This window comes from Floridaenema evergladense BLCC-F167 (genome assembly GCF_041929205.2).
Classification (GTDB): domain Bacteria; phylum Cyanobacteriota; class Cyanobacteriia; order Cyanobacteriales; family Aerosakkonemataceae; genus Floridanema; species Floridanema evergladense.
In genome coordinates this window covers 3,120,980-3,146,949 of the sequence record NZ_CM171625.1, presented here as the reverse complement: position 1 = coordinate 3,146,949, position 25,970 = coordinate 3,120,980, and the positions used below count along the sequence as shown (strand labels likewise).

General features: G+C 40.5%; 27 protein-coding genes and 1 tRNA gene. 15 read left to right on the top strand and 13 right to left on the bottom strand.

Features of this window, described 5'->3' with window-relative positions; all coding sequences use genetic code 11:
- Positions 1 to 175: 175 nt before the first annotated feature.
- The 5 genes from ACE1CA_RS15275 to lipA all read right to left on the bottom strand — a co-directional run bounded on the left by ACE1CA_RS15275 (position 176) and on the right by lipA (position 5,350).
- The gene (locus ACE1CA_RS15275) at positions 176 to 631 is read right to left on the bottom strand and encodes a Fur family transcriptional regulator (RefSeq protein WP_413277453.1); all 456 of its coding nucleotides are present in this window, start codon (positions 629 to 631) and stop codon (positions 176 to 178) included.
- 202 nt (positions 632 to 833) lie between these two features.
- Positions 834 to 1,352, bottom strand: coding sequence for a Fur family transcriptional regulator (locus ACE1CA_RS15270; RefSeq protein ID WP_413277452.1), 519 nt, complete (start codon positions 1,350 to 1,352; stop codon positions 834 to 836).
- A 330-nt stretch (positions 1,353 to 1,682) separates the two neighbouring features.
- Positions 1,683 to 2,921, bottom strand: a complete 1,239-nt coding sequence (gene sigC / locus ACE1CA_RS15265) for an RNA polymerase sigma factor SigC (RefSeq protein WP_413277464.1) — start codon at positions 2,919 to 2,921, stop codon at positions 1,683 to 1,685.
- Between the two features lie 450 nt (positions 2,922 to 3,371).
- Positions 3,372 to 4,298, bottom strand: a complete 927-nt coding sequence (locus ACE1CA_RS15260; RefSeq protein ID WP_413277451.1) for an NAD(P)H-dependent glycerol-3-phosphate dehydrogenase — start codon at positions 4,296 to 4,298, stop codon at positions 3,372 to 3,374.
- A gap of 158 nt (positions 4,299 to 4,456) precedes the next feature.
- The gene (lipA, locus tag ACE1CA_RS15255; protein ID WP_413277450.1) at positions 4,457 to 5,350 is read right to left on the bottom strand and encodes a lipoyl synthase; all 894 of its coding nucleotides are present in this window, start codon (positions 5,348 to 5,350) and stop codon (positions 4,457 to 4,459) included.
- 304 nt (positions 5,351 to 5,654) lie between these two features.
- On the opposite strand from lipA, the gene ACE1CA_RS15250 reads away from it, so the two are divergent.
- Positions 5,655 to 5,728, top strand: a tRNA-Pro gene (locus ACE1CA_RS15250).
- Between the two features lie 166 nt (positions 5,729 to 5,894).
- Here the strand turns inward: ACE1CA_RS15250 and ACE1CA_RS15245 are convergent.
- On the bottom strand, positions 5,895 to 6,089 hold the full coding sequence (locus ACE1CA_RS15245) for a hypothetical protein (RefSeq protein ID WP_413277449.1): 195 nt from the start codon (positions 6,087 to 6,089) through the stop codon (positions 5,895 to 5,897).
- 122 nt (positions 6,090 to 6,211) lie between these two features.
- Between ACE1CA_RS15245 and ACE1CA_RS15240 the strand changes: the two genes are divergently transcribed.
- From ACE1CA_RS15240 to ACE1CA_RS15190, 11 genes are all read left to right on the top strand, one after another.
- Complete coding sequence (locus tag ACE1CA_RS15240; RefSeq protein ID WP_413277448.1) at positions 6,212 to 6,361, top strand: hypothetical protein; 150 nt, start codon at positions 6,212 to 6,214, stop codon at positions 6,359 to 6,361.
- A 53-nt stretch (positions 6,362 to 6,414) separates the two neighbouring features.
- A complete protein-coding gene (locus tag ACE1CA_RS15235; protein WP_413277447.1) occupies positions 6,415 to 6,945 on the top strand; it encodes a type I restriction-modification system subunit M N-terminal domain-containing protein in 531 nt (176 codons plus the stop codon).
- Positions 6,917 to 7,114 carry a hypothetical protein gene (locus ACE1CA_RS15230; protein ID WP_413277446.1) on the top strand — a complete coding sequence of 66 codons (198 nt, stop codon included), beginning with the start codon at positions 6,917 to 6,919 and terminating at the stop codon, positions 7,112 to 7,114. Before ACE1CA_RS15235 ends, ACE1CA_RS15230 begins: the two co-directional genes overlap by 29 nt.
- Positions 7,114 to 8,184 carry a hypothetical protein gene (locus ACE1CA_RS15225; RefSeq protein ID WP_413277445.1) on the top strand — a complete coding sequence of 357 codons (1,071 nt, stop codon included), beginning with the start codon at positions 7,114 to 7,116 and terminating at the stop codon, positions 8,182 to 8,184. The genes ACE1CA_RS15230 and ACE1CA_RS15225 overlap by 1 nt, the downstream gene beginning before the upstream one ends.
- 48 nt (positions 8,185 to 8,232) lie before the next feature.
- Positions 8,233 to 8,517: a CopG family transcriptional regulator gene (locus ACE1CA_RS15220; RefSeq protein ID WP_413277444.1), complete on the top strand. Its 285-nt coding sequence runs from the start codon at positions 8,233 to 8,235 to the stop codon at positions 8,515 to 8,517.
- Positions 8,504 to 8,872 (top strand): type II toxin-antitoxin system PemK/MazF family toxin, encoded by a 369-nt coding sequence (locus ACE1CA_RS15215; protein WP_413277443.1) that lies wholly within the window; start codon positions 8,504 to 8,506, stop codon positions 8,870 to 8,872. Before ACE1CA_RS15220 ends, ACE1CA_RS15215 begins: the two co-directional genes overlap by 14 nt.
- A 33-nt stretch (positions 8,873 to 8,905) precedes the next feature.
- Entirely contained in the window at positions 8,906 to 10,261 is a 1,356-nt protein-coding gene (locus tag ACE1CA_RS15210) for a restriction endonuclease subunit S (protein ID WP_413277442.1), read from the top strand.
- Positions 10,262 to 10,282: 21 nt separating this feature from the next.
- Positions 10,283 to 10,585: a FitA-like ribbon-helix-helix domain-containing protein gene (locus tag ACE1CA_RS15205; RefSeq protein ID WP_413277441.1), complete on the top strand. Its 303-nt coding sequence runs from the start codon at positions 10,283 to 10,285 to the stop codon at positions 10,583 to 10,585.
- Complete coding sequence (locus tag ACE1CA_RS15200; protein WP_413277440.1) at positions 10,582 to 11,034, top strand: type II toxin-antitoxin system VapC family toxin; 453 nt, start codon at positions 10,582 to 10,584, stop codon at positions 11,032 to 11,034. The genes ACE1CA_RS15205 and ACE1CA_RS15200 overlap by 4 nt, the downstream gene beginning before the upstream one ends.
- Before the next feature lie 3 nt (positions 11,035 to 11,037).
- Complete coding sequence (locus ACE1CA_RS15195; RefSeq protein WP_413277439.1) at positions 11,038 to 11,823, top strand: type I restriction endonuclease; 786 nt, start codon at positions 11,038 to 11,040, stop codon at positions 11,821 to 11,823.
- Positions 11,824 to 12,334: 511 nt separating this feature from the next.
- Complete coding sequence (locus tag ACE1CA_RS15190; protein WP_413275872.1) at positions 12,335 to 13,423, top strand: HEAT repeat domain-containing protein; 1,089 nt, start codon at positions 12,335 to 12,337, stop codon at positions 13,421 to 13,423.
- A 36-nt stretch (positions 13,424 to 13,459) separates the two neighbouring features.
- Here the strand turns inward: ACE1CA_RS15190 and ACE1CA_RS15185 are convergent, their stop codons facing one another.
- Positions 13,460 to 13,837, bottom strand: coding sequence for a response regulator (locus ACE1CA_RS15185; RefSeq protein WP_459563550.1), 378 nt, complete (start codon positions 13,835 to 13,837; stop codon positions 13,460 to 13,462).
- Between the two features lie 358 nt (positions 13,838 to 14,195).
- Here ACE1CA_RS15185 and ACE1CA_RS15180 point away from each other — a divergent pair, with 358 nt between their 5' ends.
- A complete protein-coding gene (locus ACE1CA_RS15180; RefSeq protein WP_413275870.1) occupies positions 14,196 to 14,981 on the top strand; it encodes a calcium-binding protein in 786 nt (261 codons plus the stop codon).
- On the opposite strand, the gene ACE1CA_RS15175 is transcribed toward ACE1CA_RS15180, so the two are convergent.
- Entirely contained in the window at positions 14,978 to 16,465 is a 1,488-nt protein-coding gene (locus tag ACE1CA_RS15175) for a hybrid sensor histidine kinase/response regulator (RefSeq protein ID WP_413275869.1), read from the bottom strand. The two genes, ACE1CA_RS15180 and ACE1CA_RS15175, sit on opposite strands and share 4 nt — an antisense overlap.
- A gap of 138 nt (positions 16,466 to 16,603) precedes the next feature.
- Entirely contained in the window at positions 16,604 to 17,461 is an 858-nt protein-coding gene (locus tag ACE1CA_RS15170) for a PHP domain-containing protein (protein ID WP_413275868.1), read from the bottom strand.
- A gap of 129 nt (positions 17,462 to 17,590) precedes the next feature.
- Here ACE1CA_RS15170 and ACE1CA_RS15165 point away from each other — a divergent pair, with 129 nt between their 5' ends.
- Positions 17,591 to 19,009, top strand: a complete 1,419-nt coding sequence (locus ACE1CA_RS15165; RefSeq protein WP_413275867.1) for a BamA/TamA family outer membrane protein — start codon at positions 17,591 to 17,593, stop codon at positions 19,007 to 19,009.
- Positions 19,010 to 19,427: 418 nt separating this feature from the next.
- A complete protein-coding gene (locus ACE1CA_RS15160) occupies positions 19,428 to 21,026 on the top strand; it encodes a helix-turn-helix domain-containing protein (RefSeq protein WP_413275866.1) in 1,599 nt (532 codons plus the stop codon).
- 211 nt (positions 21,027 to 21,237) lie between these two features.
- Here ACE1CA_RS15160 and ACE1CA_RS15155 read toward each other — a convergent pair whose 3' ends face one another.
- The 4 genes from ACE1CA_RS15155 to ACE1CA_RS15140 form a co-directional block, all read right to left on the bottom strand.
- Positions 21,238 to 21,633 carry a response regulator gene (locus tag ACE1CA_RS15155; RefSeq protein ID WP_413275865.1) on the bottom strand — a complete coding sequence of 132 codons (396 nt, stop codon included), beginning with the start codon at positions 21,631 to 21,633 and terminating at the stop codon, positions 21,238 to 21,240.
- Positions 21,634 to 21,690: 57 nt separating this feature from the next.
- Positions 21,691 to 21,903 carry a hypothetical protein gene (locus tag ACE1CA_RS15150; protein WP_413275864.1) on the bottom strand — a complete coding sequence of 71 codons (213 nt, stop codon included), beginning with the start codon at positions 21,901 to 21,903 and terminating at the stop codon, positions 21,691 to 21,693.
- Between the two features lie 105 nt (positions 21,904 to 22,008).
- The gene (locus ACE1CA_RS15145) at positions 22,009 to 22,380 is read right to left on the bottom strand and encodes a response regulator (RefSeq protein ID WP_413275863.1); all 372 of its coding nucleotides are present in this window, start codon (positions 22,378 to 22,380) and stop codon (positions 22,009 to 22,011) included.
- The gene (locus ACE1CA_RS15140) at positions 22,377 to 25,958 is read right to left on the bottom strand and encodes a PAS domain S-box protein (protein WP_413275862.1); all 3,582 of its coding nucleotides are present in this window, start codon (positions 25,956 to 25,958) and stop codon (positions 22,377 to 22,379) included. Before ACE1CA_RS15140 ends, ACE1CA_RS15145 begins: the two co-directional genes overlap by 4 nt.
- Between the last annotated feature and the right edge of the window lie 12 nt (positions 25,959 to 25,970).

Genomic DNA, 25,970 nt, shown 5'->3' with positions numbered 1-25,970 from the left:
CTTCTCTATTCAGCTTTTATGCTGTCCTGCACTAGTTTTTGGCTCTCAGACTAAAATATCTGAGAGCCTGAGCGATCGCGCAGCGTTGCGTAGCAGTATCGCGCCAGCGTGTGCGTATAGCCCTGTCGGGCATTCAAGAAAAGCACGTATCGCCATACCGTTGAAGTAACTTTTTCTAAATCGGTAGCAAAGCCCGTTGGCAAGAAGGACAAATTGCATGAATTGTAAGTTGACAGTCAAGTAATTGATACCCTTCCTTTTCTGCGGTTTTGGTTCCTATTTTCAAAATTGCATCATTTTTAAATTCCACAGTCTTATTACAACGCACGCAAATTAGGTGGTCGTGATGGTGGGGATAGGGCTGATTTAGTTCATAATGTTTATGTCCTTCGCCCAACTCCAACTCACGCAAGATACCCATTCTCGCCATTAATTTCAGACTGCGGTAAATCGTAGATAAGCTAATTGGTTCCCCTTGGCTTTCGAGTCGCTGATAAAGATCCTCAGCACTCAAATGATCCCCCTTGGGCAATTCTTGGAACAGGTGCAAAATTGTTTCCCTTTGGGGTGTTAAACGCCAACCTCTTTCATTTAGCTCAGCTTTCAGTGAGGATGCTGTATAGACTGGCATAATCTCATTCTCAAGAAAGGTACAGTTATTGAAAATGATAACTAATTAGCGATTTATTTTCAAGAAACTTAGATTATTGAGAATTTATCTTAATTAAGGACTCTGGTTCTCTCGTACTTGTGGTAATAAGTAAACCTGATTGGTTCTGGGAATGCACAATTTGGAAGGAATCCAAGTCGTAGGGGCAATTCATGAATTGCCCCTACGACTTGGATTCCTCAGCTGATGGAGTGTGGGAGCGCAAACAAGACCAATTACTTGGTAGCACAGAAGGCCATCCTTGGCGTAAAGCTTCTGGACAAACTGTGTGAATAGTCAGTTGACAGTCCAACAAATGCAGTCCCGCTTTTTCCGTTTGTTTCAAGCCCACTTTTAAAATCGAATTATCTTTAAATTCGATCGTCTTGTTGCACTGAATACAGACTAGATGATGATGGTGATTGGGATAGGGCTGATTAATTTCGTAATGCTTGTGACCTTCTGCTAGTTCTAATTCTCGCAGAATGCCCATTCTTGCCATTAACTTCAGAGTCCGATAAACCGTAGATAAGCTGATTTTCTCGCCTTGACCTTGGAGTACAGAATAAAGTTCTTCCGCACTCAAATGCTTCCCTTCGGGAAGGTCTTGAAAGACTTGCAAAATAGTTTGTCTTTGGGGAGTTAAACGCCAACCTTTTTCATTCAGTTCAGCTTTAAACGAGCCTGCTGTGTAGGTAGTCATATTGACGTTCTCAGAAAGCCTTCTATTCAGGAAGGATACACAATATCGCTACTTATTTTCAAGAACTTTTACTTATTGAAAATAACTTTCTAAAAGGATCTAATAAAACTAAGATTATTGAGAAAAATTTTGATTAGATAAACATAAGCAAAAACTCAAACCATTGCTAGGAAAGGTTTCTGGCGTGAGGAATAATTTTCAACCTGATATTAAAAAAATTATTATTATTGATAATCTGCTCTAAAACCAAGAGTTCACTTGCCAAAAAAATATGACCGAGAACAGCAATCTCGGTCAACGGAGACAAACACAATGAACTAACTGAAAAATTTAACCAAAAGACTCCAGATAATCACGGACACGATTACGGCGTTTCGGTTGGCGTAATTTTTGTAAAGCTTTCGCTTCAATTTGTCGAACTCGTTCGCGAGATAGGTCTAAGGCGCGACCAATTTCTGCTAAAGAGTAGGAGCGACCATCTTCTAAACCAAAGCGCATGAGAATGACATCTCTTTCTCTGGTGGTTAAGTCAGCTAAAAGCTGTTGTAAGTCACGGTAGAGAGCTTCCCGCATTAAAGTATCTTCGGGAGAAACTTCTTCGGTGGGTAGCAAGTCGCCTAGTTCGGTATCTTTTTCTTTCCCGACTTTAGTTTCAAAGGAAACAGAGCGAGGAACGCGGAAGAGAACTTCTCGGACTTGCAAAGGTGTCATTTCCAGTTCCTTTGCTAAATCTTCTAAGGTAGCGGTGCGACCTTTTTCTTGGGAGATTTTGCGCTGGGCTTTTTTAATTTTGTTGAGTTTTTCGGTAATGTGGACTGGGAGACGAATGGTGCGGCTTTGAGTAGCGATCGCGCGGGTGATGCCTTGCCGAATCCACCAGTAAGCATAAGTGCTGAAGCGATAACCTTTGGTGGGATCGAACTTCTCAACTGCTCGTTCCAATCCCAAAGTACCTTCTTGGATCAAATCCAACAATTCCAAACCCCGATTTTGGTATTTTTTGGCGACAGACACGACTAAGCGCAAGTTTGCCTTAATCATGTGATCTTTCGCTCTAATCCCCTCAGTTTGAATTTGTTCTAGTTCTTCAATAGTTAAATTGACTATTTCTGCCCAACGGCGTTTTCCGCTAGCTAAAATTGGCTTGATATCTGCTACTGCGATTCCTGCTGTATTAGCCCATCTTTCAAATGAGGGACGATGACCTAGATTAGCTGCTAGGCGATCGTGAATTTCAATCAACTCTACATATTGCCGGAGTACCCCATCTTCCTCTTGGGCAGCTTGATCTCGTAATTCCAGCAACCGCATATAGCGCTGGACTTGTTGGGCTTCGGAAACTTCTTCATCTCGCCCTAACAAACGTACTCGACCTATATCTTGCAGATATAAGCGAACTAAGTCGTTGGTACGACGGTTAGGAGTTTTCGCTAAGTTGGCAGTTTCTTCTTCCTCCATCTCTAGATCAACTAGATCCCTAACTGTTGGTTCCATTTCATCTAATTGAAAGCTAGGGGCTTCTGATTGACTATTGTAGGTGGCATCAGTGGTATGAAAGGTTGCTGGCATAGTGATTGCCTCAACTGCTCCAGATGACAAAGGGGCTGTTAAAATTCGGCTATTAGTTACTACTTTGGGCATCTTTCCAGAGAAAATAAATTTATGGTAGGTACCCTACTCGTAGACTTCCAGTGATGCACTCTTCTGGCTAGATGACTACCGTCTTTAGTAGCACTAAATTTAGCTTTCCCAAAATAGACGCAATAGATAACAATCTTGCTCCAGATTCTAGGAAAATTCTTAGACGGTTGAGAGGCTGTTATCCTGTATCGTTAGCTAGTATAAAGCGATATCACTTTGGTCTTTGGTGACTTCTATCAAAGAACAAGTTAATCTACATCACTAGGTAGATGAGTTCCCGATCGCTTTTTGATTATTGATAATAAGTTTATTGAAGATATATTACGGAAAGCTCTAAAACATAATTAACTATGATAAACAAAGGAACTCAAGAGATAGTTATAAGGATAGATCTGTTTCTGGTTTGACATCTCGCAGCATGAGCGAGTTTACGGCTGCTTGTGGGGTGACTTCTCCTTTGAGTAAGCGATCGACTTGGGCGGAGATAGGTATATAAATTCCTTGTTCATTGGCTAACTGAACTAGGACTTGGGAGGTGTTTACTCCTTCGGCTGTTCCTTCTAGGTGGGTTAAAATTTCTGTGAGGTTTTTCCCGATCGCTAATCCATAACCAACTTGATAGTTCCGACTTAAAGGGCTGTTGCAGGTGGCGAGGAGGTCGCCTAATCCTGACAAACCATAGAATGTATCAGTTTTTGCTCCCCAGTGATTGCCGATACGGATAATTTCTGCGAGTCCGCGAGTCACGAGTGCTGCTTTGGCGTTAGTTCCCAATTGTAAACCGTCACAAGTACCAGCTGCGATCGCCATCACATTTTTTAACGTACCACCCAACTCCACACCCAAAGGGTCATCATTAGTGTAAACCCGAAACCGAGTGGAATTAAACAGTATTTGTACCAGTTTAGCCGCTGTCAAGTCTTTACTGCCAACTACTGTAGCTGCGGGTAGTCCCGCTTGAATTTCTTTAGATAAATTTGGCCCAGCCAGAACTACTACCGAATTTGCCGGAAACGCCGCCTGCCAAATTTGCGAAGGAGTACAGGTAGTCGAGGGATCTAAACCTTTGGTAGCAGTCACAAAAATTACTTCCTTCCTCTGTAAAAACCGTAATTGTTCTACTACAGGTCTAACACCCTTCATGGAAACAGCAGAAACTATGATGTCTGCATCTGCTGAGACATCCGCAAGAGTTGCCGAACTTTGGCGCGACCATAAACGCACTTGATGACCATTCGCTTTAGCCAAAGAAGCCAAAGTCGTACCCCAAGCACCAGCACCAATAACTGTAATTTTAGTTTCCATCTAAGTTTTGAGTTTTCATTGGGGACTGGGGATTGGGGACGTTCGGCTGAGCGCTCACGTCGAAGCCTGGGGATTGGGGATTGGGAGAGTTTTTAGCTCCATTTTTTGAGTTTTGAGTTAATAAAATTCTCCTTGTCCCAAGAGTCCCAAGAGTCCCTCTACCGAGGGTATCTTTCCATTAAAGCTCTAACTTGTTCTGCGTGGTAAGAACTCCGAGTTAAGGGAGAGGAGACAACTTGTAAAAATCCGATGCTTTCGCCAAATTTTTGCCAAGCGGCGAACTGTTCGGGGGTGACAAAACCTGCAACTTGGAGGTGTTTTTGACTGGGTTGTAGGTATTGACCTATGGTGAGGATATCGCAATCTACTGCGCGTAAGTCTTGCATAACTTGGCGAACTTCCTCGTCAGTTTCTCCCAGTCCTACCATGATGCCGGATTTAGTGTAAACTTTGGGGGCTAGTTGGCGCGTTAGCGAAGCTCTTCCGAAGGAAGCTCGCTTCAGTAACTCCAGAGTCCTTTGATATTCCCCTTGGGGACGTACCCGACGATATAAACGGGGTACTGTTTCTGTATTGTGATTCAAAACTTCTGGCGCAGCTTGTAAAATTTGAGCAAGTGCTTCCCAATTTCCACACAAATCAGGAATTAATACTTCAATTGTGGTACCTGGAGAAGTGGCGCGGATTTCCGAAATACAACGAACAAACTGAGATGCGCCACCATCAGGTAAATCATCTCGGTTAACCGAAGTAATCACAACATGATTTAACTTTAGCCGTCGCACCGCCTCTGCCAATCTTTTTGGTTCTGTAGGGTCGAGAGGTTTCGGCTTTTTCTCAAAATCAATGTCACAGTAAGGACAAGCTCTCGTACAGGCTGGCCCCATAATTAAGAATGTTGCCGTACCATTGTGGAAACATTCGCCAATATTCGGACAAGATGCTTCTTCACAAACAGTATTGAGGGATAAATCCCGCAAAATCTCCTTAACGCTGCCAACACGCTCCCACTGTGGCGCTTTTACTCGCAACCATTCTGGCTTGACTACCACAATTGCCTCTTACTGTCGATCGCTTTAATCAGAATTCATCATAGCAGAAGGGAGATAGGGAGATGGGGAGATGGGGGGATGGGGAGATGGGGGAAAATAATTTAACTATCTAAATTCTTTTATATTACTCCCCCTACCTCCCAGGGCTAATTCATGGTCAACAGAGAAATTGATTTGTGTAGGAGAGATAATGCAAACAAAGGAAAAATCATCGCTTCTCTTTCTCCCCTTGTCTCCTTGTCCCCTTGTCCCCAGTCCCCAGTCCCCTAACTGTGATATGATAAAAAAGCCGATTTGTTAATTTCGGGATGTAGCGCAGCTTGGTAGCGCACCTCGTTCGGGACGAGGGGGCCGCAGGTTCAAATCCTGTCATCCCGATTGTTGTTGTCGATTGCCACTTTATTTGTCCGCGTTGACAAATTCGTGTCCGCATTGACAAATTAATGACCGCTTTGCCAGATTAAAGTCCTTAAAAAAAGTGTGCTGACAATATGTAACGAAGGTGTTAAACACTTTTCCAAACTTCAAACTAAAGGCTAAGAGGTTACTCTAATTGTATCTCTTCTTCGTTAGTTTCATAACTGACTGGAAATGGCACAGTGGCGGATTTTCTTAAAAGTTTGTTTTGCCATGACTTTGCTTCTGTTTCATTTTCAGGGGCATTTTCAGTAGCGATCGCTAATATCTCTAACCACTTAGCATTAGTTAAATCCCGTCCTTTGGGAATTCTGGCAGACAACTGTTCTATTAAGCGTTGAATTTGAATTTCTGTTTCCCGGCTTTGACACGGCGGCGATGACTGTAATGCAGTTGCACCAGAAGCAGCCAGAGTTTACTCATCCGGCTTCACGAGAGCGGTTTATGTTGTCGTGGGATCAGCAAGAGCGATCGCTCCAACTGGTAGAGTTTGATTTGGAGAAGGCGATCGCTTCTTTAAAATCTGGTCAGCCTGTGATTCCGTTGTGGTTAGATCGAATACATCAGCAGGTTGCTAGTAGGCTGGGTAGGTAAGTGCGATCGCATTTATCGGAAATATTTTGTATTTAAGTTTAAGTATCTTTATTATGGGTAAGTTGACTCTGCCACAACTGGAACGACATCTGTTTGCTGCTGCTGATATCCTGCGGGGCAAGATGGATGCGTCGGAGTTCAAAGAGTATATTTTTGGGATGCTATTCCTCAAACGTGCTTCCGATGTGTTTGAGCAACGTTATGAGCAGATTATTCAAGAAAATCTGAATAAGAAGGGACGCACGCCGGAAGAGGCGAAAATGAGGGCGGAAGATCCCATTAGTTACCAAGAGGCTTTTTTTGTCCCGGAAAAAGCGCGATGGGCTTATCTTCGGGATGAACTACATGAAAAAGTAGCTAATGGATTGAATAAAGCTTTAGGAGATTTGGAAGATAAAAACCAAGCTTTATCGGGAGTATTAAGCCACATTAATTTTAATCGTCAGGTGGGAAAAAGTCGGATTCCCGATCAGAAACTAGGCGAATTAATTCGACATTTTAATAAGTATCGGTTGCGAAATGAAGATTTTGTTTTTCCCGATTTGTTCGGCTGTGGTGACAAAGCAGGAATTGGCAGAAAATGATTATAACTGCAATATTCGCCGCTATGCGGATAACGCGCCACCGCCAGAACCGCAGGATGTGAAGGCTCATTTATTGGGGGGAATTCCTAAAGTTGAAATAGAGGCAAAGCGTCCATTGTTAGAGGCGCATGGATTCGCTCCAACTAGGATTTTAGTGGAGCATTGTTAATGGATTATTTAAATTTTATTGCCTCAATTACGGAAAGAGGGCAGATTAAAAATTTTATTGAATCTGATGCTGGCGTTCAACAACAAGAAGGCAAACTTTATAGTGTTTTTGCAGCTTGGTGGCAACTTCATTCACCAAGTTTGGGCGAGTTGCCAAAAACTAAGAAAGTGATGGAGTTACGGGGGGAGTTTTTACGCTCTTTTGTTGATAGTTTGGAACCTGTAGGATTGCTCGATCGCTTCAAAGTTGCGGGGGTAGTGGCGAGTTGGTGGGATGAGGTGAAGTATGAACTCAGAACCTTATCAGAATCGGATTTTGGCGGATTAGTTGATAGTTGGGTGGATACGATTCGGGATGCTTTGGAAGAGGATGAAGAAGAGCAGAAAAATCAGACGAAATTCGACCCACTTAATCATAAGTTGGTGGTGCGGTTGATGCCGGATTATTTGCAGGAAATTGCCGATGCTGAGGCGAGAATTGCGGAGTTAGAGCAGCAAAAAGAAGCCTTTGAACGGGGGGAAGATGCAGAAGTTGATGAGGCAGAAGCCAGTGAAGATGATGCAGAAGCGGTTAATTTTGTCAAGGAATTGGAGACAAGATTAAAGACGCTGAAAGCGACGATTAAGGAACCGAAAAAGGAACTAAAAACTTTGAAAAAATCGTCTTTGTTGTATATGGATAAAATTGCCGAGATTGAGCAATCTTTGGGGTTGGCTGAAGCGGAAATTGCCGAAATTGAGGAACAATTGAAACCTTATAATGAGATGAAAAAGCAGTTAGCGGCAGCGAAGGGAAAACTGCGGACACTAAAGAAGGAATTGGTGAAACGTTTGGAGGCTAAACGGGCGACTTTGACGGATGAAGATTGTCAGAGGTTGGTGTTAGCGACTTTCGAGGATGGGTTAACGGCTGAATTAGAGCGATATGTCACGGCGCACCGTCAGCAGGTGATTGCGACGGTAGAGAATTGGTGGGATAAGTATCGGGTGACTTTGCAGGATATTGAAACGGAACGGGATGCAGCGGCGAAGCATTTGAGTGAGTTTTTGAGTGGGTTGGGGTATGCTTAAACTAATGCCGTCACCAAAACATAGTTGAAAATTTAGTGAATGTAAATTATGGAAAACTTAATTATTCTCAATGATGTGGCGTTACCATTTCAGCTTTTGGAAGCAACTGAGAAGGTTGTAAAAGCAGGAAAAGCTAAGAGTAGAAATGAACTGATTGCTAGGGCTTTGCGTAAAGAATTGGCAGCAATAAAACGTGCTGAAATTGATGCAGAGTTAGCAGAAATGGCTAACGATCCTGAATATCAGACGGAAGTATTACAAATGGAAGCTGAATTTGCTAATGCTAGTTGGGAAGCATGGCAAATAGGAGAGTCTGAATATGAAAAGGGGTGATGTTTATGATGCTCGTTTAGAACCGACAGAAGGTTCGGAACAGGGAGGAATTCGCCCAGTGATTATCGTCAGTCGCGATGTTATTAATACTAACAGTCCGGTAGTGTTGGCTGTTCCCTGTACTAGCTATACACAGCTAAAACGAGTTTTTTCAACTCAGGTCTTAATTCAAGCACCTGATGGCGGATTAACTAGAGATTCAATTGCAATGGCAGATCAAATAAGGGTACTGTCAAAATCTCGCTTATTGCGATTTCGGGGAAGTCTTTCAGAGGCAGCGATCGCACAACTAAATAAAGCTTTATTAATTGCGATCGATTTACCTGGACAGTTTGATGATGACATTGAGATTTAGCAGCATCGCTTAAGTTTGTTAGTGGGTTGGGGTATGCGTGAGACTTTGGTTAAAACTGAGGAGTTTAAGGATTCACCAGTTGGGAGAATTCCGCATGACTGGAATTATTTAACCATCAATGATTGTCTACAAAATGGTTTGATTGTCGATGTACAGGATGGTAATCATGGAGAAGCTCATCCTAAAAATGATGACTTCGTAAGTGAAGGAATTCCCTTTGTTATGGCAAAGGATTTAGTAAATGGACAAATTAATATAGCAGATTGCCATAAGATTACTTGGGAGAAATATCAATCATTAAGAGTAGGATTTGCACGTCCTGGCGATGTTCTAGTAAGCCACAAAGGAACCATTGGTTTAACAGCTATTGTTCCTAATTGGCTTCAACATCTTATGCTAACTCCTCAAGTTACATATTATCGAATACCTGAAGGCGAGAAGTTATCAGAAAAGTTTCTATTTTGGTTTTTCCAATCGCCTCTATTTCAGCATAGGCTTGAAGTACTCTCTGCTCAATCAACGCGCTCATATATTGGTATTACTTTACAAAAGACTTTATCAATATTAGTACCGCCTTTTGACGAACAAAAAAGAATTGCTGAGATCTTAGACACGATCGACTCAACGATCGCACAAACCACCACCCTAATCGCCAAGCTCAAGCAGATGCAAGCTGGACTCCTGCACGACTTACTCACACGGGGGTTAGATGAGAATGGGGAATTGAGGGATGCGACACAACACCCCGAACAATTCAAAGACTCACCACTGGGACGAATTCCTAAAGATTGGGAAGTAAAAGATTTAAAGAGTATTACTTCCAAAGTTATTGACGGTACGCATTTTACACCGAATTACTTGGAAGAAGGCGTTCCTTTTTTGCGTGTTACCGACATACAATCTATTAAAATTGATTTTGATAATGTCAAGAAAATTTCTTCCCAAGAACACCGTACTATAAATACAAGATGTAACCCTGAATTGGGAGATATACTTTATTCTAAAAATGGTACTATCGGGGTCACAAAAGTTATCGACTGGGAGCAAAAGTTCAGTATATTTGTTAGTTTGTGTTTAATCAAGCCGATCGCAACTTTAGTAAATTGTTGGTATTTAGTTGAAATGTTGCAATCTCCTGTAGTTATAGAGCAAATTAGAATTCGCTCTAAACAAATGACTGTTGTCAACTTACATCTCGAAGAAATTAGAGAATTTTTAATTCCTTTGCCACCAATTGATGAGCAGAAGCGAATTATTAAAGCTTTAAGAATTTACAACAATCGTCTTTATGCAGAAGAAGCCTACCGCGATAAGCTTAAGCTCCAAAAACAAGGACTAATGCACGACCTATTAACCGGAAAAATGCGAGTCAATCAAATCAAAAACTAACCCAAACCAAAGAGGTAAATTATGGCAACACTCACCATTGAAAACCTACCCGAAGACTTAATGGCACAACTGCAACAACTTGCCAGCCAAAACAATCAAACCATCAACGAACAAATCATCAACCTATTAAAACAAGCAGTACAAAAACCCCAACCTCCCCTAAAATTTCTCATCTCTCCCGAAACAGATCCCACCTGGGAAGAACGCCGCCAAGCAGTCCCTAAACTGCAAGCAGAAATCGACCAAAGACTAGAAAAACGTCGTGCTGCAAATCTTGAATGGCTTGATAGTAACGCTTTACTCAGAGAGGATCGAGATAGATGACAACGCCCTTACGATGCGTTATTGATGCGAGTGTGGGAATTAAGCGATTTGTACCCGATCCTTTAACCCCAAAAGTTTATCAACTGTTCGCCCACCTCGCTATTCCTCAAACAGAATTCTTCATTCCAGATCTGTTTTATATTGAAATCGCAAATATCTTTTGGAAATATGTTCGCGCCGGACTTTACGCTGCTGCGGATGTTCCCCCAGACTTAGCTACCCTGAAAACTTTCCCTCTGCAACTTGTTTCTATGGCTGAACTAATGGAAGAAGCCGTTAATATTGCCATAGCTTACGGAATTTCCGCTTATGATGCTTCTTATGTTGCGCTTTCTCACCGAGTCAGCGCCCCTTTACTCACATTAGATCAAAAATTAGTCAATACTCTCGCCACCGCACCTTATAACGTGCAGTTATTTACCAACTTTTCCGTTCCACCCTTGCCTTAAGCAATGTACAAAGAAACCCCCGAATATATCCACTCTGAAAAACCGACTATTGACCAACTCACACTAAAAAGCATGGGTTGGCAACACATCGAAGGGGATTGGAACGACCCCAAAATCACAGAACGAGAAAGCTTTAAACAAATCCTGATAATTAACCGCCTCAAAGCCGCAATCAAACGCATCAACCTAGACGAAAACGGCAACGAATGGCTTGACGAAACCCAAGTAAACGCCGCAGCCAGTCAATTAGAACGCCTCGCTTCCCAGAAACTAATGGAAGCCAACCAAGCCGCTACAGAATTATTAGTAAAAGGCACAGTTGTAGAAGGGCAAAATGGCAAAGATGTCACCATTCAATTTATCGATTTTGACCCCGCACATCTTCACCTTAACGATTTTTTAGTTATCAATCAATATCGAGTAGACCCCCCTTGGGCAGAAGGCGACAGAGGTTTTATCGTCCCCGACATCGTGCTATTTGTTAATGGTATTCCCCTGGTAGTTATCGAGTGTAAAAGCCCCAACTTGGATAACCCGATCACCGAAGCAATAGGCGACCTGTTAAAATATTCCAACCAACGAGATGCTAGCCAACCCGAAGGCGCAGAAAAGCTATTTTATTACAACCAATTAATGATAGCTGCATCCAGGGCACGAGCAGCAGCAGGATCGATCGGCGCAAACTACGAACATTATGTCGAGTGGAAAGATGTGAGATCCCCCCAACCCCCCTTATCAAGGCAGGGCTGTTTCACGCTAATTTTTTCCAGTTCTCTAACCCTTCCGTAGTGAGGTGTTTAGCGGATAATTTCTAGTAAAAATGCTGAAATTATTCAAAAAGCCTGTTTTGCCCATTGGGAGAGAGTTTGAAAACAAAACGAGCCAAAATTAAACCTTAGCGTGAAACAGCCCTGCCTATAAGGGAGATATTTTCTCCTAAAACGAGGTTTCGTCGAAGTTGTATGCTCCAATCATGTCACAGTTGGCGCTCAATGAAAATGAATTTGTCCAGTACAGGTGATTTCATTTAGCTCCTTATTGCCATTCTGCGTGATCGAGATGATTCAGATTAGCTCTGCTAACAAGGCATCTCGGCATAACGAGCTTCCAAGTTTCCAGGCGAATCTTCTGCAATTGCTCAATCCTAATTTGCGAAATCTGTACAAACTTGGAGAAATTGTTATAAGCTAAGGCAACCAGAATGTGTTTCTGGTGAGATGGCAGATTAGGATTGAACTAGCTTAAAGTCGTTTACGTTAATGACTGATGTTAGCTGCCCTTTCTAACCCGAAGTTAGTTTATGATGCCCTCACGTCTGGCTTTTGTTTTGCTCTCCTGTACTTCTTGCTTTAGCCTTGTTTCTGGCGCTACGGTAGCGTCAGCAGCACCCCGATTTCCTTTAGAAACTATCCAAGTTCAAAATAATACGCCGAAGCCTGGAGGAGACTCGGCTCCTATTGAGTTATTGCAGAATCTTGGGGAAACGAAGTCTACTCCTACTCCTAAACCCAAAACAAATTCTGGGAAAAAATCATCGTCGAAGTGGCCTTTGTTTTGGATGGGTTCTGGGGTATTTTTAGTGATTATTGCGGGAGGCTTGCTTTATATTCTCAAACATTGGGAAGTTCCGCCTGAAGAAGCTTCCGAGACAGAAAGTTCTGAGATTGAAGCTGAGGAAAGTGAGCAGGAGACTATAGCAGAAATAGGGGAAAATCAGCAAATTCCTGTTTATGAGCCTGGGAATTCTGCGATCGAGGTTCTGGAAATAAAACCAACGGAAGCAGATAAAAATGGTCACGCTAACCATATATTAACTGCCGGGGAAGATGAACCTAAATCGGAGCCTAAATTGGAATCTACAACAGAATCTAAATCGGTGGCGACAGATAGTGATTTAGAGGTACAAGAAACTACTCGTCTGCCTAAAATTAATATTGTTGATGAGTTAATTAAAGATTTACAAAGTCCAGACCCTACGAAGCGACGTAAGGCAATTTGGGAGTTGGCGCAAAGGGGAGATTCTAGGGCAATTCAACCATTAGTTAATTCTTTAATTGATGCTGATTCTAAACAGCGTTGTTTAATTTTAGAAGCTATTTCTCAAATTGGGCATCGGACGCTAAAACCTTTGCAGCGTGCTTTGGTGATTTCGTTACAAGATGAAAATGCAGAAGTGCGGAAGAATGCGATTCGGGATGTGACGAGAATTTATGAATTAATGACGCAAGTTAGTCAATTGTTACGTCATGCTATTGACGATCCTGATGCTGAAGTGCAAGAAACGGCTCGCTGGGCTATGACTCAAATGAATCGAATGCGAGGGGTTTCTAGTGTGGATAATTTTCCGTCTTTTACTAATCAGGGAAATTGGGACAAACCACCAAATTAATTAGTTATTTTATATCTAAAAAATGAGCGAAAAAAGTTAGTCATTCCAGCCGAGTGCTTCGCTAATTTGTTCAGCTAATTTTAAGGGACGGAAAGGTTTAGCAAAAATAGCAGCTACTGGCATATTAGCAAAAATTTCTTGATGACCATTCTGGGCTTTAGCTGTGACTAAAATAACGGGAATTGGTTGAGTTGCTGGATTAGCTTTTAACTGTTGTAATGTAGTTCTGCCATCCATATCTGGCATCATCATATCTAATAGAATAACATCTGGTTTTTGGTCTGCGGCAATTTCTAAAGCTTCTTTTCCCGAACTTGCAGTTACGACACTCCAACCTGCACCCATTTCTAATCCCATTTGAGCGATCGCACGCACATCTTCTTCATCGTCAACTATGAGGATATTTTTGCTCATTAAATTGTCCTCTACTAATAGGGTGTTCATACTTTTGATAGTTGTTGGCATTGGATTATTTGCTAATCTAAATCTAAATCGGGAAGAACTAGGGTAAATTTAAATTTATTTTTGACTAAATTACCTCGTAAAAGATTATTTTATATTTAAATTATCCACTCGCGTAGCGGTTTTTAAAGGAGTCGTGTCTGGATTGCTAAATGCTAAAACTCTGTTATACTTACTATCTAGTGAAAACTACGGAAACTAATAAGGGATTTTACTGAACGCTCTGTATTAAGTTACTAGATAATAGGTTATATGCCTCAATAATGAATTAGCGATCGAAATCAGTTAAACTAACAAAAAGGATATTACTATGCCAGCATCTGAATTTGGTTACTATTTTCTAACTCCAGGCGATGATTTTTTGCAAATGACTCCTGGGTTACTTGCAGGTTTACCGATCGGATTAGTTGCTTTGGAAGGGAATGATTTTGTCATCGGTTCAACCGACGCAGAAATTGTTAACGGTAATCAAGGTGATGATACTATTCAAGGCGGAGGAGGCAATGATTTAGTATTAGGAGGAAAAGGTAGAGATCGAGTTTTCGGTGGTATTGGTAACGACCAAGTAAATGGTAATTTAGGTGAAGATTTAGTGTTTGGAGGTGCTGGAGATGATGTGGTTCGAGGTGGTAAAGATGCAGATTTAGTAAGTGGAGAAGATGGCAATGATGTGGTAGTTGGAGATTTGGGTACAGATGTGTTAGTAGGTGGACAAGGTGCTGATTTATTTGCTTTACGAACTGATATTGTTTTAACCGATCCTAACAATTTGGATATTATTTTAGACTTTGATAATTCTAGTGACATTATAGGTGTGACGGGTGGATTTACAGAAGCAAATTTCACTCTTAGACCTCTGGATATTTCTTTAAGCTTAATAACCACTATTCCGGGTATTGCTAATATTCCTGAGATAACTCCAACGACAATTAGACAGAGTTTAATTGATTTAACTGGTGTAGATATTGACCCAAATAGAGATGGTATTGTTAAGGGTACCTCTATTGAATTTAATAATGGTACGATTCTCGCTTATGCGGTGAATGTATTACCATCTGATATTGCGGGAAAAATTATTCCGATCGGTGATATTTAAGTTTTTTCACAGGGTAATAAAATGTGAAATGTACTACCTTCACCTAAAACACTTTCTGCCCAAATTTTGCCTTCGTGTTGTTCGACGATATGGCGACAAATAGCTAGTCCTAATCCTGTTCCACCTTTTTTGCGAGAGTCGGAGGCATCTACTTGTTGAAAACGTTCAAAAATTAGATGTAATTTATCAGCAGGGATGCCTCTACCTTGGTCTTTAACTGTAAATAAAATGAAGTCAAATTGAGGATTTTCTGTTTTTTTCAGTTCGGTATTAATCCAAACATTGCTACCAGATTCAGAAAATTTAATGGCATTGCTGAGTAGGTTGGTGAAGGTTTGTAATAAGCGATCGGGATCTGCCCACATTTCTACTTCTAAAGTTTGTGCGATTAATTTGATTTGCGCTCGATCGGCTAATGCTTGCATTGATTCTACTGCTTGATTGAGGATTTTCGCCGCACTACATTTAATTTTTTGCATGGCAATTTTGCCCGATTTCATCCTTTCTAAATCGAGGATGTCATTAATTAACCGAATCAATCTTTCAGTATTAGTAATCGCAATTCTTAAAACATTTTGTCCTTGGGCTGTTAGAGTTCCTAATTTCCCGGCGCAGAGAATGTCTAAGGAACCCATTAAAGAAGTTAAGGGCGTGCGGAGTTCGTGACTGACTAAAGAGATAAACTCATTTTCCAATCGTTTCCGTTCGGTGATATCATTGACTATATTTAAAGTGCAGGGAATTCCGCTTAAATCGATTAATTCTACTGATAATAATACAGATCTAATTTCTCCATTTTTGGTGCGAAATTCGCATTCTTGATTTTGCAAAGATCCGGTTTCTGATAATTGTTGTAAAGCTTGTTCGTAAATTTCTTGAGGAATCCCTAAATTTAATTCAGCAGAGGTATGTCCAATTACTTCTTTTTGGCAATAACCACTCATTCTTAAAAAGCTGGGATTGATATCAATAAATTTACCTTCTTCTAATGTAGCGATCGCGATCGGGTTAGGGCTAGAACGAAATGCTTTACTAAATTTTTCTTCGGCTTTTTCTCGCTCTCTAATTTCCTGTTCTAATAGCGAATTTTGAGTTTTTAGTTCTTTTTGTAACTTACAAATTGTTAGGTGAGTTTCAATTCTGGCTAAAACTTCTTCTACTTGAAAAGGTTTAGTAATGTAATCTACTCCACCAACCGCAAAGGCTTTGACTTTATCTAAAACATCTCCTAAAGCACTAATAAAAATTACTGGTATTTCACGAGTGCGATCGTCTTTTTTTAACTGTTCGCACACTTCATAACCGTTCATTTGCGGCATATTTACATCCAACAAAATTAAGTCGGGTGGCGCAGCTTGTGCCCCTCTTAATCCTGTAGAACCTTTAGTCACGCTGCGAACTTTGTAACCTTGTTCTGTCAGCATGGCAGACAAAAGATTTAAGTTTTCTGGCGTATCATCAATTACCAAAATATCAGCTTTCATAGACTTAAAGGCAGAGTGGCTTCAGGGGCGAAGGGACGTTCAATAAGTTATTTACTTCTTAACTCAAAACTTTATCAGGATTTCCAAGATTAAAACATTTCAGGATTTTCTGTAGTCTTAAAAATCTGTAAATCCCGATCAAAAATCTTGAAATCCTTTCATCCTTAAATCCTGATATAAAGTTGCTGCGGCTGTTTTGACAGGTGTTAGTAATTCTATCGGTAAATGCAAATGATTAAGCGATCGATCCTCTTCTCTAGATTCCAGATTTGGGCCATGATAATCGCTGCCACCAGTTACCAATAAACCATATTCAGCACATAATTCTAACAGCATCTTTTGCTCTCTGGAATTTTGGTTCGGATGATAAACTTCCACTCCCATTAAACCTGCCTCAACTAATTCTTTGAGGACTTCAGAAATTACGCCACCACGAAATAAACAGGGGTGTGCCCATACGGGTACAGCGCCACATTCCCGCAATAAAGAAACGCCTTCTTGGATGGAAAATTTCTCGTAATGTACGTAAGCAGGTTTGTCATCTCCTAACCAGCGATCGAATGCTTCCTGAGATGATTTTACTATTCCCGCTCTCACTAGTGCCGCTGCAATATGTGGTCTTCCGGGTGCCATTTCTGCACCCAGTTCTGGCATTTCAATGTGATAACCCAGTGCAGCTAAACTCGCTACCATTTGAGCAGCACGGCGTTTTCTTCCTGCTAAACGTTCTTGTAATGCGGGACGGATTAAATCTGGGTTAGGATAAAAACCCAAAATATGTAAAGAGCGATCGTTGTGTACGGTACTCAGTTCGATACCTGGAACTATTTCTATTTCGTAGTTAATCGCTGTAGCAATTGCTTCATCCCAACCAGAAACGGTATCGTGATCGGTAATTGCCAGCACTTTTACACCAGTTTGGGCAGCTTTTTTTACGAGTTCAGCTGGTGTAAGAGTGCCGTCGGAATAAGTTGTGTGACAATGAAGTTCTAGCATTCTTCTATCTTATAAAAAATTATAAAAATAACGCTGAAAATCCTTGAGTTTAAACCCCGGAGTGTAAATAATAACTCACTTTAGCGTTGGTGAATGTTATTCTATTTGGCAAGTGTGAGGAAAAACTCAATGCCTAAGTCAAACCAGTCTTTTATACAACCATTATTCCTGTTTTTAGGTACTGCCTCTGCCAACCTATTGTTTACAACTGCAAGCTGGAGTCAAGATTTGTCTTGGACAGATTTGTTGGTAGAAGCAAGTTATTTCGATGGGTTAGTTCATCCCCGATTAGAAAAATTCTCGACTACTGCTGTCGATTTGTTGCCTAATAGTCCCGAATCACAAACTGGAGAAACTGCACAGGATACTCCCGGTAATAATGCTCAACCTGGAACTACGGAGCGCAGATTTAATGTACCTCTTTTTCCAGGAGATAGAGCTTTCAGTTTCGGTTTTGGTTCAGTTATCGGAGAACCAACAGCGTTAAAAGGGCCAACTCGTCAAACAGTTGTAGCTGCTGAATCAACCGTTTTACCAAGTATTTCGATCGCAGGATACGTACAGCAAAAAATTGGCGACAATCAAAGGTTGCTACTCGAAGCAGTTGGTGGTTTTCAATTAATTGGTGCTGACATCAGTTACAGTATTGCACCGGGAACTTTACCGGGGATTTTTTCTATTAATTTTTTTAGTCAACAATCGCGAGTTCCGGCGTTTGAAGAGGGAGAACGGGAGGTAGAATTACGGGGGGGAGATGAACCTTGGGTCGATCGCTTGGGTGGAGGTATCGAGTATTTCCAAAGTATATTCCCTCAACTGAAAATTGCGGCAGGATTCAATTATCAACGAGTAGCAATTCGAGATGGAGCTTTTACTTCTGATGTCTTCTCGCGAGATGAATTAGGTAACAAGTTATCTTTTAGTAATGATGGAATTGATGTTTTAGTAACTTTGAACTTTGCTGGTTTGTATGATAACACTGATGTGCCTAGTTATCCTACTAAGGGTACTCGAATCAAATTTGGCTTCGATCAATCTTTCCCTGTGGGAGATTCCAATATTAATTATACCAGATTTGCTGGTAATTTCTCGCAATTTTTCCCCGTGAGGTTGTTGAATTTTAAACAAGGCCCGCAAACTTTCATTTTAAATTTCCAAACAGGTACTATGTTAGGTGATGTTCCACCTTATGAAGCTTTTATTTTAGGTGGTTCATCTTCAGTACGCGGTTACAGTAAAGGCGAAGTTACTACTAGTCGCAGTTTCGTTCAAGCTACAGCTGAATACCGCTTCCCAATCTTTTCTTTTAGCGCTTTTCGTCAACCTTTTGATGTGTCGGGAAGTCTGTTTGTAGACTACGGTTCTGATTTGGGTACTGCTGATGATGTCACGGGTAAACCTGCGGTAGTCCGAGATAAACCTGGGGATGGTTTGGGTTACGGTTTTGGTTTACACGCTCGCAGTCCTTTTGGTTTGATCCGGTTTGAGTTCGGTTGGAACGATCGCGGTGGTAATGAAGTGTTTGTAGTCATTGGCGATCGCTTCTAATTTTCACATTAATTCTCTATAAAAACCTCGGTTTCTTATTGTAAAAAATTTGACAGAAACCGAGGTGCCAAATATTTTTTTATCTTAATCAGGAATTATTATCAAGTTTAAAATCGATGCTGAAACCTTTAGTTACTATGTAAATTTTTGTAATCTTTGGCGGAAATGTTCTTTATGAACAAAACATAAAAGATAGTTAGCTTACTTTTTATATGTAAAAGCATTGAAATAGTTCATAATGCTCAAAACCTGAAGTTATTAATAGTTGTTAAACATTTATTAAATAGCTTGTGATGAACAAACATAAAATTTTAGTTCGATATCTTTATAGGAAATAACTAAATAAAACTTCAGGTGAGATCAGTCGATAAAAAGTTGATATTGTCGGTGTCTTGCTGAGAAGAAATGTGATTGGCTTATGGCATACAAAATCCCTGGTTCTTGTGTGAAATGTGATAGTTGTCGAACTCACTGCCCAACTGATGCAATTAAAGTGGTGAGTGACGATTATTGGATTGACCCTAGTCTTTGCAATAATTGTGAAGGATACTATCCAGAAGCCCAATGTCTAACTTATTGCCCAATTGACTGTCCTTTACCGTCAGAACCGAAGAAGGGCAGGTACAAAGCGGAAACTAGACCGATAACTAACCCGGACTTATTTGCTAATGGAAGAAATAATCCCTTTGCTTCTTCGATTTTAATTTGGGAACTCTGTAATTTATTAGCGCAAAGGCAATCTTTACCTTGGAAAGTAGAAGCTTCGGGAGAGCCATGTTACGAGCGATCGATCAATGGAGGCAGAGGAGGAATATCATTAAAAATTACCGAAGGCTTTTCTGATGAAGCAACAATATTAACGGGGAAAGAAGCAGTTAAAGCGATCGAATCCCTAGACATTCGCGCCGCTTGTATGCACCTAATATATGCCGCTCATGCCACCGCCTTAGAAAAACCCTGGCAGCAAGAATTTCTGATTAATGACAGACAAATAGAAGAATACTTAGGTTTGGATAAACGCAAAGACTTAAGTAAAGCTTTCAAACTCGCATTAATCAGAGAAATTGCCATTCAACCTTGCTTAATTACCGCTTCCATAGATTGGCCTAAACAAGGAAAAATCAATGGGTTTTCTGTTAACGGAACTCGATTATGGCACTTACTAGAAATTCAGCATCACTTCCAAGAAGATGAATTAGGATGCAAATATCTAGTAGGATTAACCTTCAAAATTCGGGCGGGAATTTGGGCACAATATTTCCTCAACAAACAAGGTTGTAAAGAACGCACCGCTTTTTATCAATACGGCATTTTGCCCAAATCTCTGTTAACCAACGTTATGAGTATTTGGCAGCAACATGAAGGTGCGGCAAGAATGATGTTATGGCTGTTGTTTAAAGCCAAAATGGGCAAAGAACAACGAATCACTGTACCCACATTAATGCGGATTGCCTATGGAGAAGAAAAAGTCGCTTTAGCAACCCAAATGCGGGAAGAAAGAAAGAGGTTATTGAAAACATTTGAAAGCGACTTAGAATGTCTGAATCATTATGGAATTAAACCCGTATTCGATCCGGTAACTTATCCCCCAGAGATTCAACCACTTTGGGCGAAATTATCAGACCTTCCTGATGATGCCGATGATGCTTTAGACTTTTGGATTAATGATGGAGGAAGCGATTCTCGGATTACTGATATTGGCCCTCGTGGTAAATGGAATTCCTTGATGAATGCGCGAATTTTGTGGTTTGAATTGCCTGTAGGTTGGGAACAAAAAAACAGCGAGGATGACAAGAAAAAGCGTACCAACCGAATTAAAAGAACCAAACAAAATGAGCAAGTAGTTTTGTCTGCCGAACAAATTTTAGCAGCCAGAAAACGTCAAGGTATGTCTCAAAGAGATTTGGCAAAAATGACTGGAAAAAGCCAAAGTTGGATCAGAGATTTAGAAAAAGGACGCTTATCTGCTAAGTTGGAAGATCAAGCTTTGTTACGCAAGGTTTTGGGTTTAGCTTAAAGGCAGAGGGCAAGGGGAGCAGGGGAGCAGGGGAGCAGGGAGCAGGGAGCAGGGGAGCAGGGGAGCAGGGGAGCAGGGGAGCAAAAAAACTTCTTAACTTAAAACTCTCTCAATTCAAAACTTAAAACTCAAAACTCTCCTAGTCCCCAGTCCCCAGTCCCCTTGTCCCCAGTCCCCAGTCCCCAGTCCCCTTGAGTCTCAAGAAAGTTTCTCATGATATGACAGAGGAATTCCAGCCAAGTAGTTGGGAGATTTGTACTGGTAGGTGGACTGGATCGAAGGGTTTGGCGATCGCACCGACAAAATTCATATCTCGTAAATTTTGCGGGGTATACCAACTTGCTTTATAGGTAATCAACAAAATTGGGATTGATTGGGTTAAAGGATTTTCTTTTAGTTTTTGAACAAATATTATGCTGGCTCTTTTTGCTCGATCGTTATCCATGATAACGGCATCAAGTTTTCGAGTTGACAATAATGCTAATCCTTCTTCAAAAGAAGCAGCGGCTATTACATTCCAACCGCCAATTTCACTCAAACAAGTGTGAAGCACTGCGCGGACGCTTGCTTCATAATCAATGAGCAAAATAGATTTAGCATTATTCATAATGCAAAAAGATTTAACAGCTAACGATGACTCAGGATCGCTACAAATTCACAGATGCTAGGATTTCAAAACGTCTTTCAAAATTCTTTGGATGGTTAAATAATGTTCTAGGTCGGTTTGCACTTCATCTAGTAAATGTTTGGCAACTCCCACCATCACTTGAGCAGAAACATAATCGCTCTCGTGTATTTTATTAATGGCTTGATTGAGAATATTAATAGTATTCTGAACTGCTAAGGCTTGAGATGAATCACTTCTAATTTCTGTCATTGGAATGATTTCCGTACTAGACTTCTACTGTAAAATTAATAGACTCCATACTTTTCAAATTAGGGTAAAAAAGTAAGAAAGTTATAAGACTTCTTGGTAAAATATTTACCAATTGAGAAGTTCTGCTACCTGATTCCATATAGTCAGCGGGTTGAAAGGTTTGATAATCACCCCGGCGACACCCATTTCAGCGAAGCGACGACGATCGCTAGGTAAAACTTTTGCTGTGAGCAGTACTACTGGTATATTTCTAGTTACTGGATTAGCTTGCAACTGCTCAAACACTGATAATCCGTCGAGATCGGGCATTGATACGTCTAAAAGAATGGCATCCCACTTGCCAGTTGTTACTTTTTGTAAACCTTCTTGGCCCGATCCTGCTGTTTCCACCTGCCACCCGGCAAATTCTTTTAAAGCAACTTGAACTACATCCCGAATGTCTTGTTCATCATCAATCACCAGGAGATGTCTACTCATAGTTCGGTGTTATTGATTGGTAACGTAAAATAAAATGCACTACCCTGACCTAATGTACTTTCAGCCCAAATTTTGCCTCCGTGCTGTTGTACGATGCTTTTGCAAATAGCCAAACCTAAACCAGTACCTCCTTTTTGCCGCGAGTCAGAAATATCAACTTGTTGAAATCTGCCAAAAATTGTTTCCAGCTTATCAGCAGGGATGCCTCGGCCTTGGTCTTTAACTTGAAATAAGATATGGGGTGAGCGATCGCCATTCTGATTTTCCTCTGTTTGCGGTTTGCCTGGTCTGAGTTCGGCACTTAACCAAATAGTACTATGAGGCGGAGAAAATTTAATCGCATTGCTAAGTAAGTTAGTTAAGGCTTGAATAATTGCATCAGTTGAAGCTAAAATTTCTGCGGCTAGGGGTGTAACTTTGATGTTAATTTGTACTTGCTGAGCGATCGCTTGTACGGATTCTACTGCCTGTTGCATTAGGTCTTCAACCTGACAGTTTTCCGTCACTAATTGAACTTTCCCAGACTGCAATCTTTCCAAATCTAGGATATCATTAACCAACTGCACTAAGCGTTCGCTATTTTTTACTGCTAATTTAAGCATATATTTAGCTTTTTCCGGGCGATCGTCTAAAACTCCTGTTTCCAGAATTCCTAGAGAACCACGAATTGCTGTTAGGGGAGTTCGCAATTCATGACTGACGATCGAAATAAATTCATCTTTAATTTTATCAATTTTTCGCCGTTCGCTAATATCTTGAATTTGAGATACAAAGTAAAGAGAATTTCCCTGTCGATCCTTGACTATGGAAACACTCAAAACGCACCAAACAAAATGCCCAGATTTATGGATGTAACGTTTTTCCATTTGGAAAGTCCGACGTTCTCCTGCTAATACCTGACGCACATATTCCAAATCTGCTTCTAAGTCATCTGGGTGAGTAATATTTTGGAAAAAACTGCCTAAAATTTCGACTTCGCTGTATCCTGTAATTTCACAAATGGCACGATTTACTTGTAAAAATCTGCCATCTAAAGCAACTAATGCCATGCCAATAGCGGCATCATCAAAGGCGCGACGGAACCTTTCTTCACTTTCTCGTAAGGCGGCTTCCATGCGTTTGCGATCGCTCACATCACGTACAATTAGTAAAACATCATCCACGCCACAGGGAACAATTCGCGCTTCTTCATAATTAATTTCTCCTGCTATTTCCAATGTATATTCTTGAATTTGTATTTGTCCAGTTGTTAATGTATTTTGAATTAGAGCGAACCTTTCTTGAGCAATTTCTGGAGGTAGCAAGTCAAAAACCTTGGCTCCTGGTTGAACTTTTAAAGCATTAAATAATTTAACTTCTTCAGAGTTTCGTATATCCAAGTATGTACCATCTCGACTCATGCGAATTAATAGATCTGGAATTGACTGCACTAAGGCTCGATTTGTTTGTTCGCTTTCTTGCAAAGCTGCTTCAACTTTTTTGCGATCGGTAATATCTAAAGAAACAGCTGTCACAATCCAACAATTCAAATTTTCATCCCATCGTGAAGTATTAGTTTGAGAAATCCAAAGTAATCTGCCATTTTTATGATAAAACCGATACTCGTAAGTGCCAGTTTGCTGGTTAAAAATGTCAGTATATACTTGAGATTCGATCGCTTCCCAATCTCCCGGAAAAATCTGCAACACCCAAATATTTTTATCTGCTTGTAATTCACTGGAAGTATAACCGGAAATCAATTCACAACCAGCAGAAATATAGTTAATTTGCCAATTTTTATCAGTTGTTACACGAAAGCTGCTAATTGCGGCGATCGCACTATTAAGCACGTCATTAAGTTGAGTTTTAGAAGCTTGTAATGCTAGTTCTAGTTGTTTGCGATCGGTAATATCTTTGGCTATAGTCAAAACTCGTTGTTGACCTTCTAATTCTACAAGTTCGATCGATAATAAAGAAATTCCCGATTTACCGAATTTAGTGCGGTAATGAAATTCAAATCCCTCTATTCGCCCATATTTTTGTAACTGTTCCAAGAGAATTAAATTCTGTTGTAAATCAGCACTAATATTTAATTCTTCTGGGGTTTTGCCAATCACTTCTTCCCGGCTATACTGACTAAATTGCAGAAAACTATCATTAACTTCGATATATTTTCCGCCATCTCCTAATTCATTAATCGAAATCGGATCTGGACTAGTGCGAAATACTTTGGTAAATCTTGCTTCTGATTCTTGCAATGCTGTTTTAATCTGCTCAAAAGACTGTTGCAGCTGTTGAGCAGTGCGGTTGAAAGATTCCGTCAGTACGGAAATTTCCTGAATTAGGCTGTCCTCTAGCTTAAAATTTTGCCAATTTCCTGCTGCTAATTCTTGACTACTTTGACTTAGTTTTCTGATTGGTTTAATGATATAATAAGCACTAATAATTCCCAAAATAATTGTACCTAAAAAAGTCAATCCACACAGCCAAATTGTGCGCCAAACATTTTCGTTAATCTGACTCATAAAATCAGAATGGGGCACAACTACCACAATCAGCCAATCCAGACCATATTGATCGCGGTAGGGAGTCACTTGGACAAAGTGTTGTTGATTATTGGCTACTAAATTCAATTGTTTAATATTTTTTAAGTTGGCAAAGCTACCAAATCGCTTGATTAATTGTTGGTTAATTTCTCTAGTTTTGGTATTTTGACTATTTAGGGCTGATAATCTTTTTGGTTTTCCTTTTGCTGACTTGACATAGAGTTTTTCTAAAGTAGAAGTAGCGATTAAATTTCCCGATCGCTCAAGAATAAAAACCTGCCCTGATGGAGAAAAATCTTCTTTGTTCAGGAAATTACTGATATCTGACAACAAATATAAAGCATTAAAAACTCCTTGAAATTTCCCTGCGTCATCATAAATAGGAGTCACTGCCTGTAATTGTAAAAACGGTAAAATTCGATTAAGAAAAACCGATGACCAAATTTGCTTTCTGGCAGCTTTCGCTTGACGATACCAAGGCAACTGACGAAAATCTATATCAACTGCCGAATAGATTTGTTTTTTTGGCTTACCTTGTAAATCGTCAACAGTATAATACAGGCGCTGAGTCGGATTGCGTTTGTTGATTCTCAGTAGGTAATTTTTACCCAGAATTAAATTCTTGCCAGTTACTTTGTTAGCAAAATCACGTTCTTCTTGTGTTAAAAAACGTAAATAAGCAATAGATTCTCCCTGCTCGCTCCAAAAACTAACGTATGGAAGTAAGGGATTAAAATTCATTTGTTGCCAGAAATTTTGTCGCAGTTGCTCAAAGTTGTTGATTTTGAGATTTCCTTGCTTTACTGCTAGAAAGTTAGTTTTTACTATATGTTGAGGAGTTTGTAAATATCTGTCGAGGCGATCGCTAACTCGTTCCGATACCTGCGCCAACAACCGTTTTGCTAAATCTTCAACTGCCTCTTGTCCACTTCGATAAGAAAAATAACCAACTAATCCCACTGCTCCCACAGTTTGCAATACAAAAGGTACAATCAGCACCCAATGTAACGGAACTTTTATAACAGAGTTTTGAGCTTTAATTTGCCTTTTCATTTCTTCTATGCC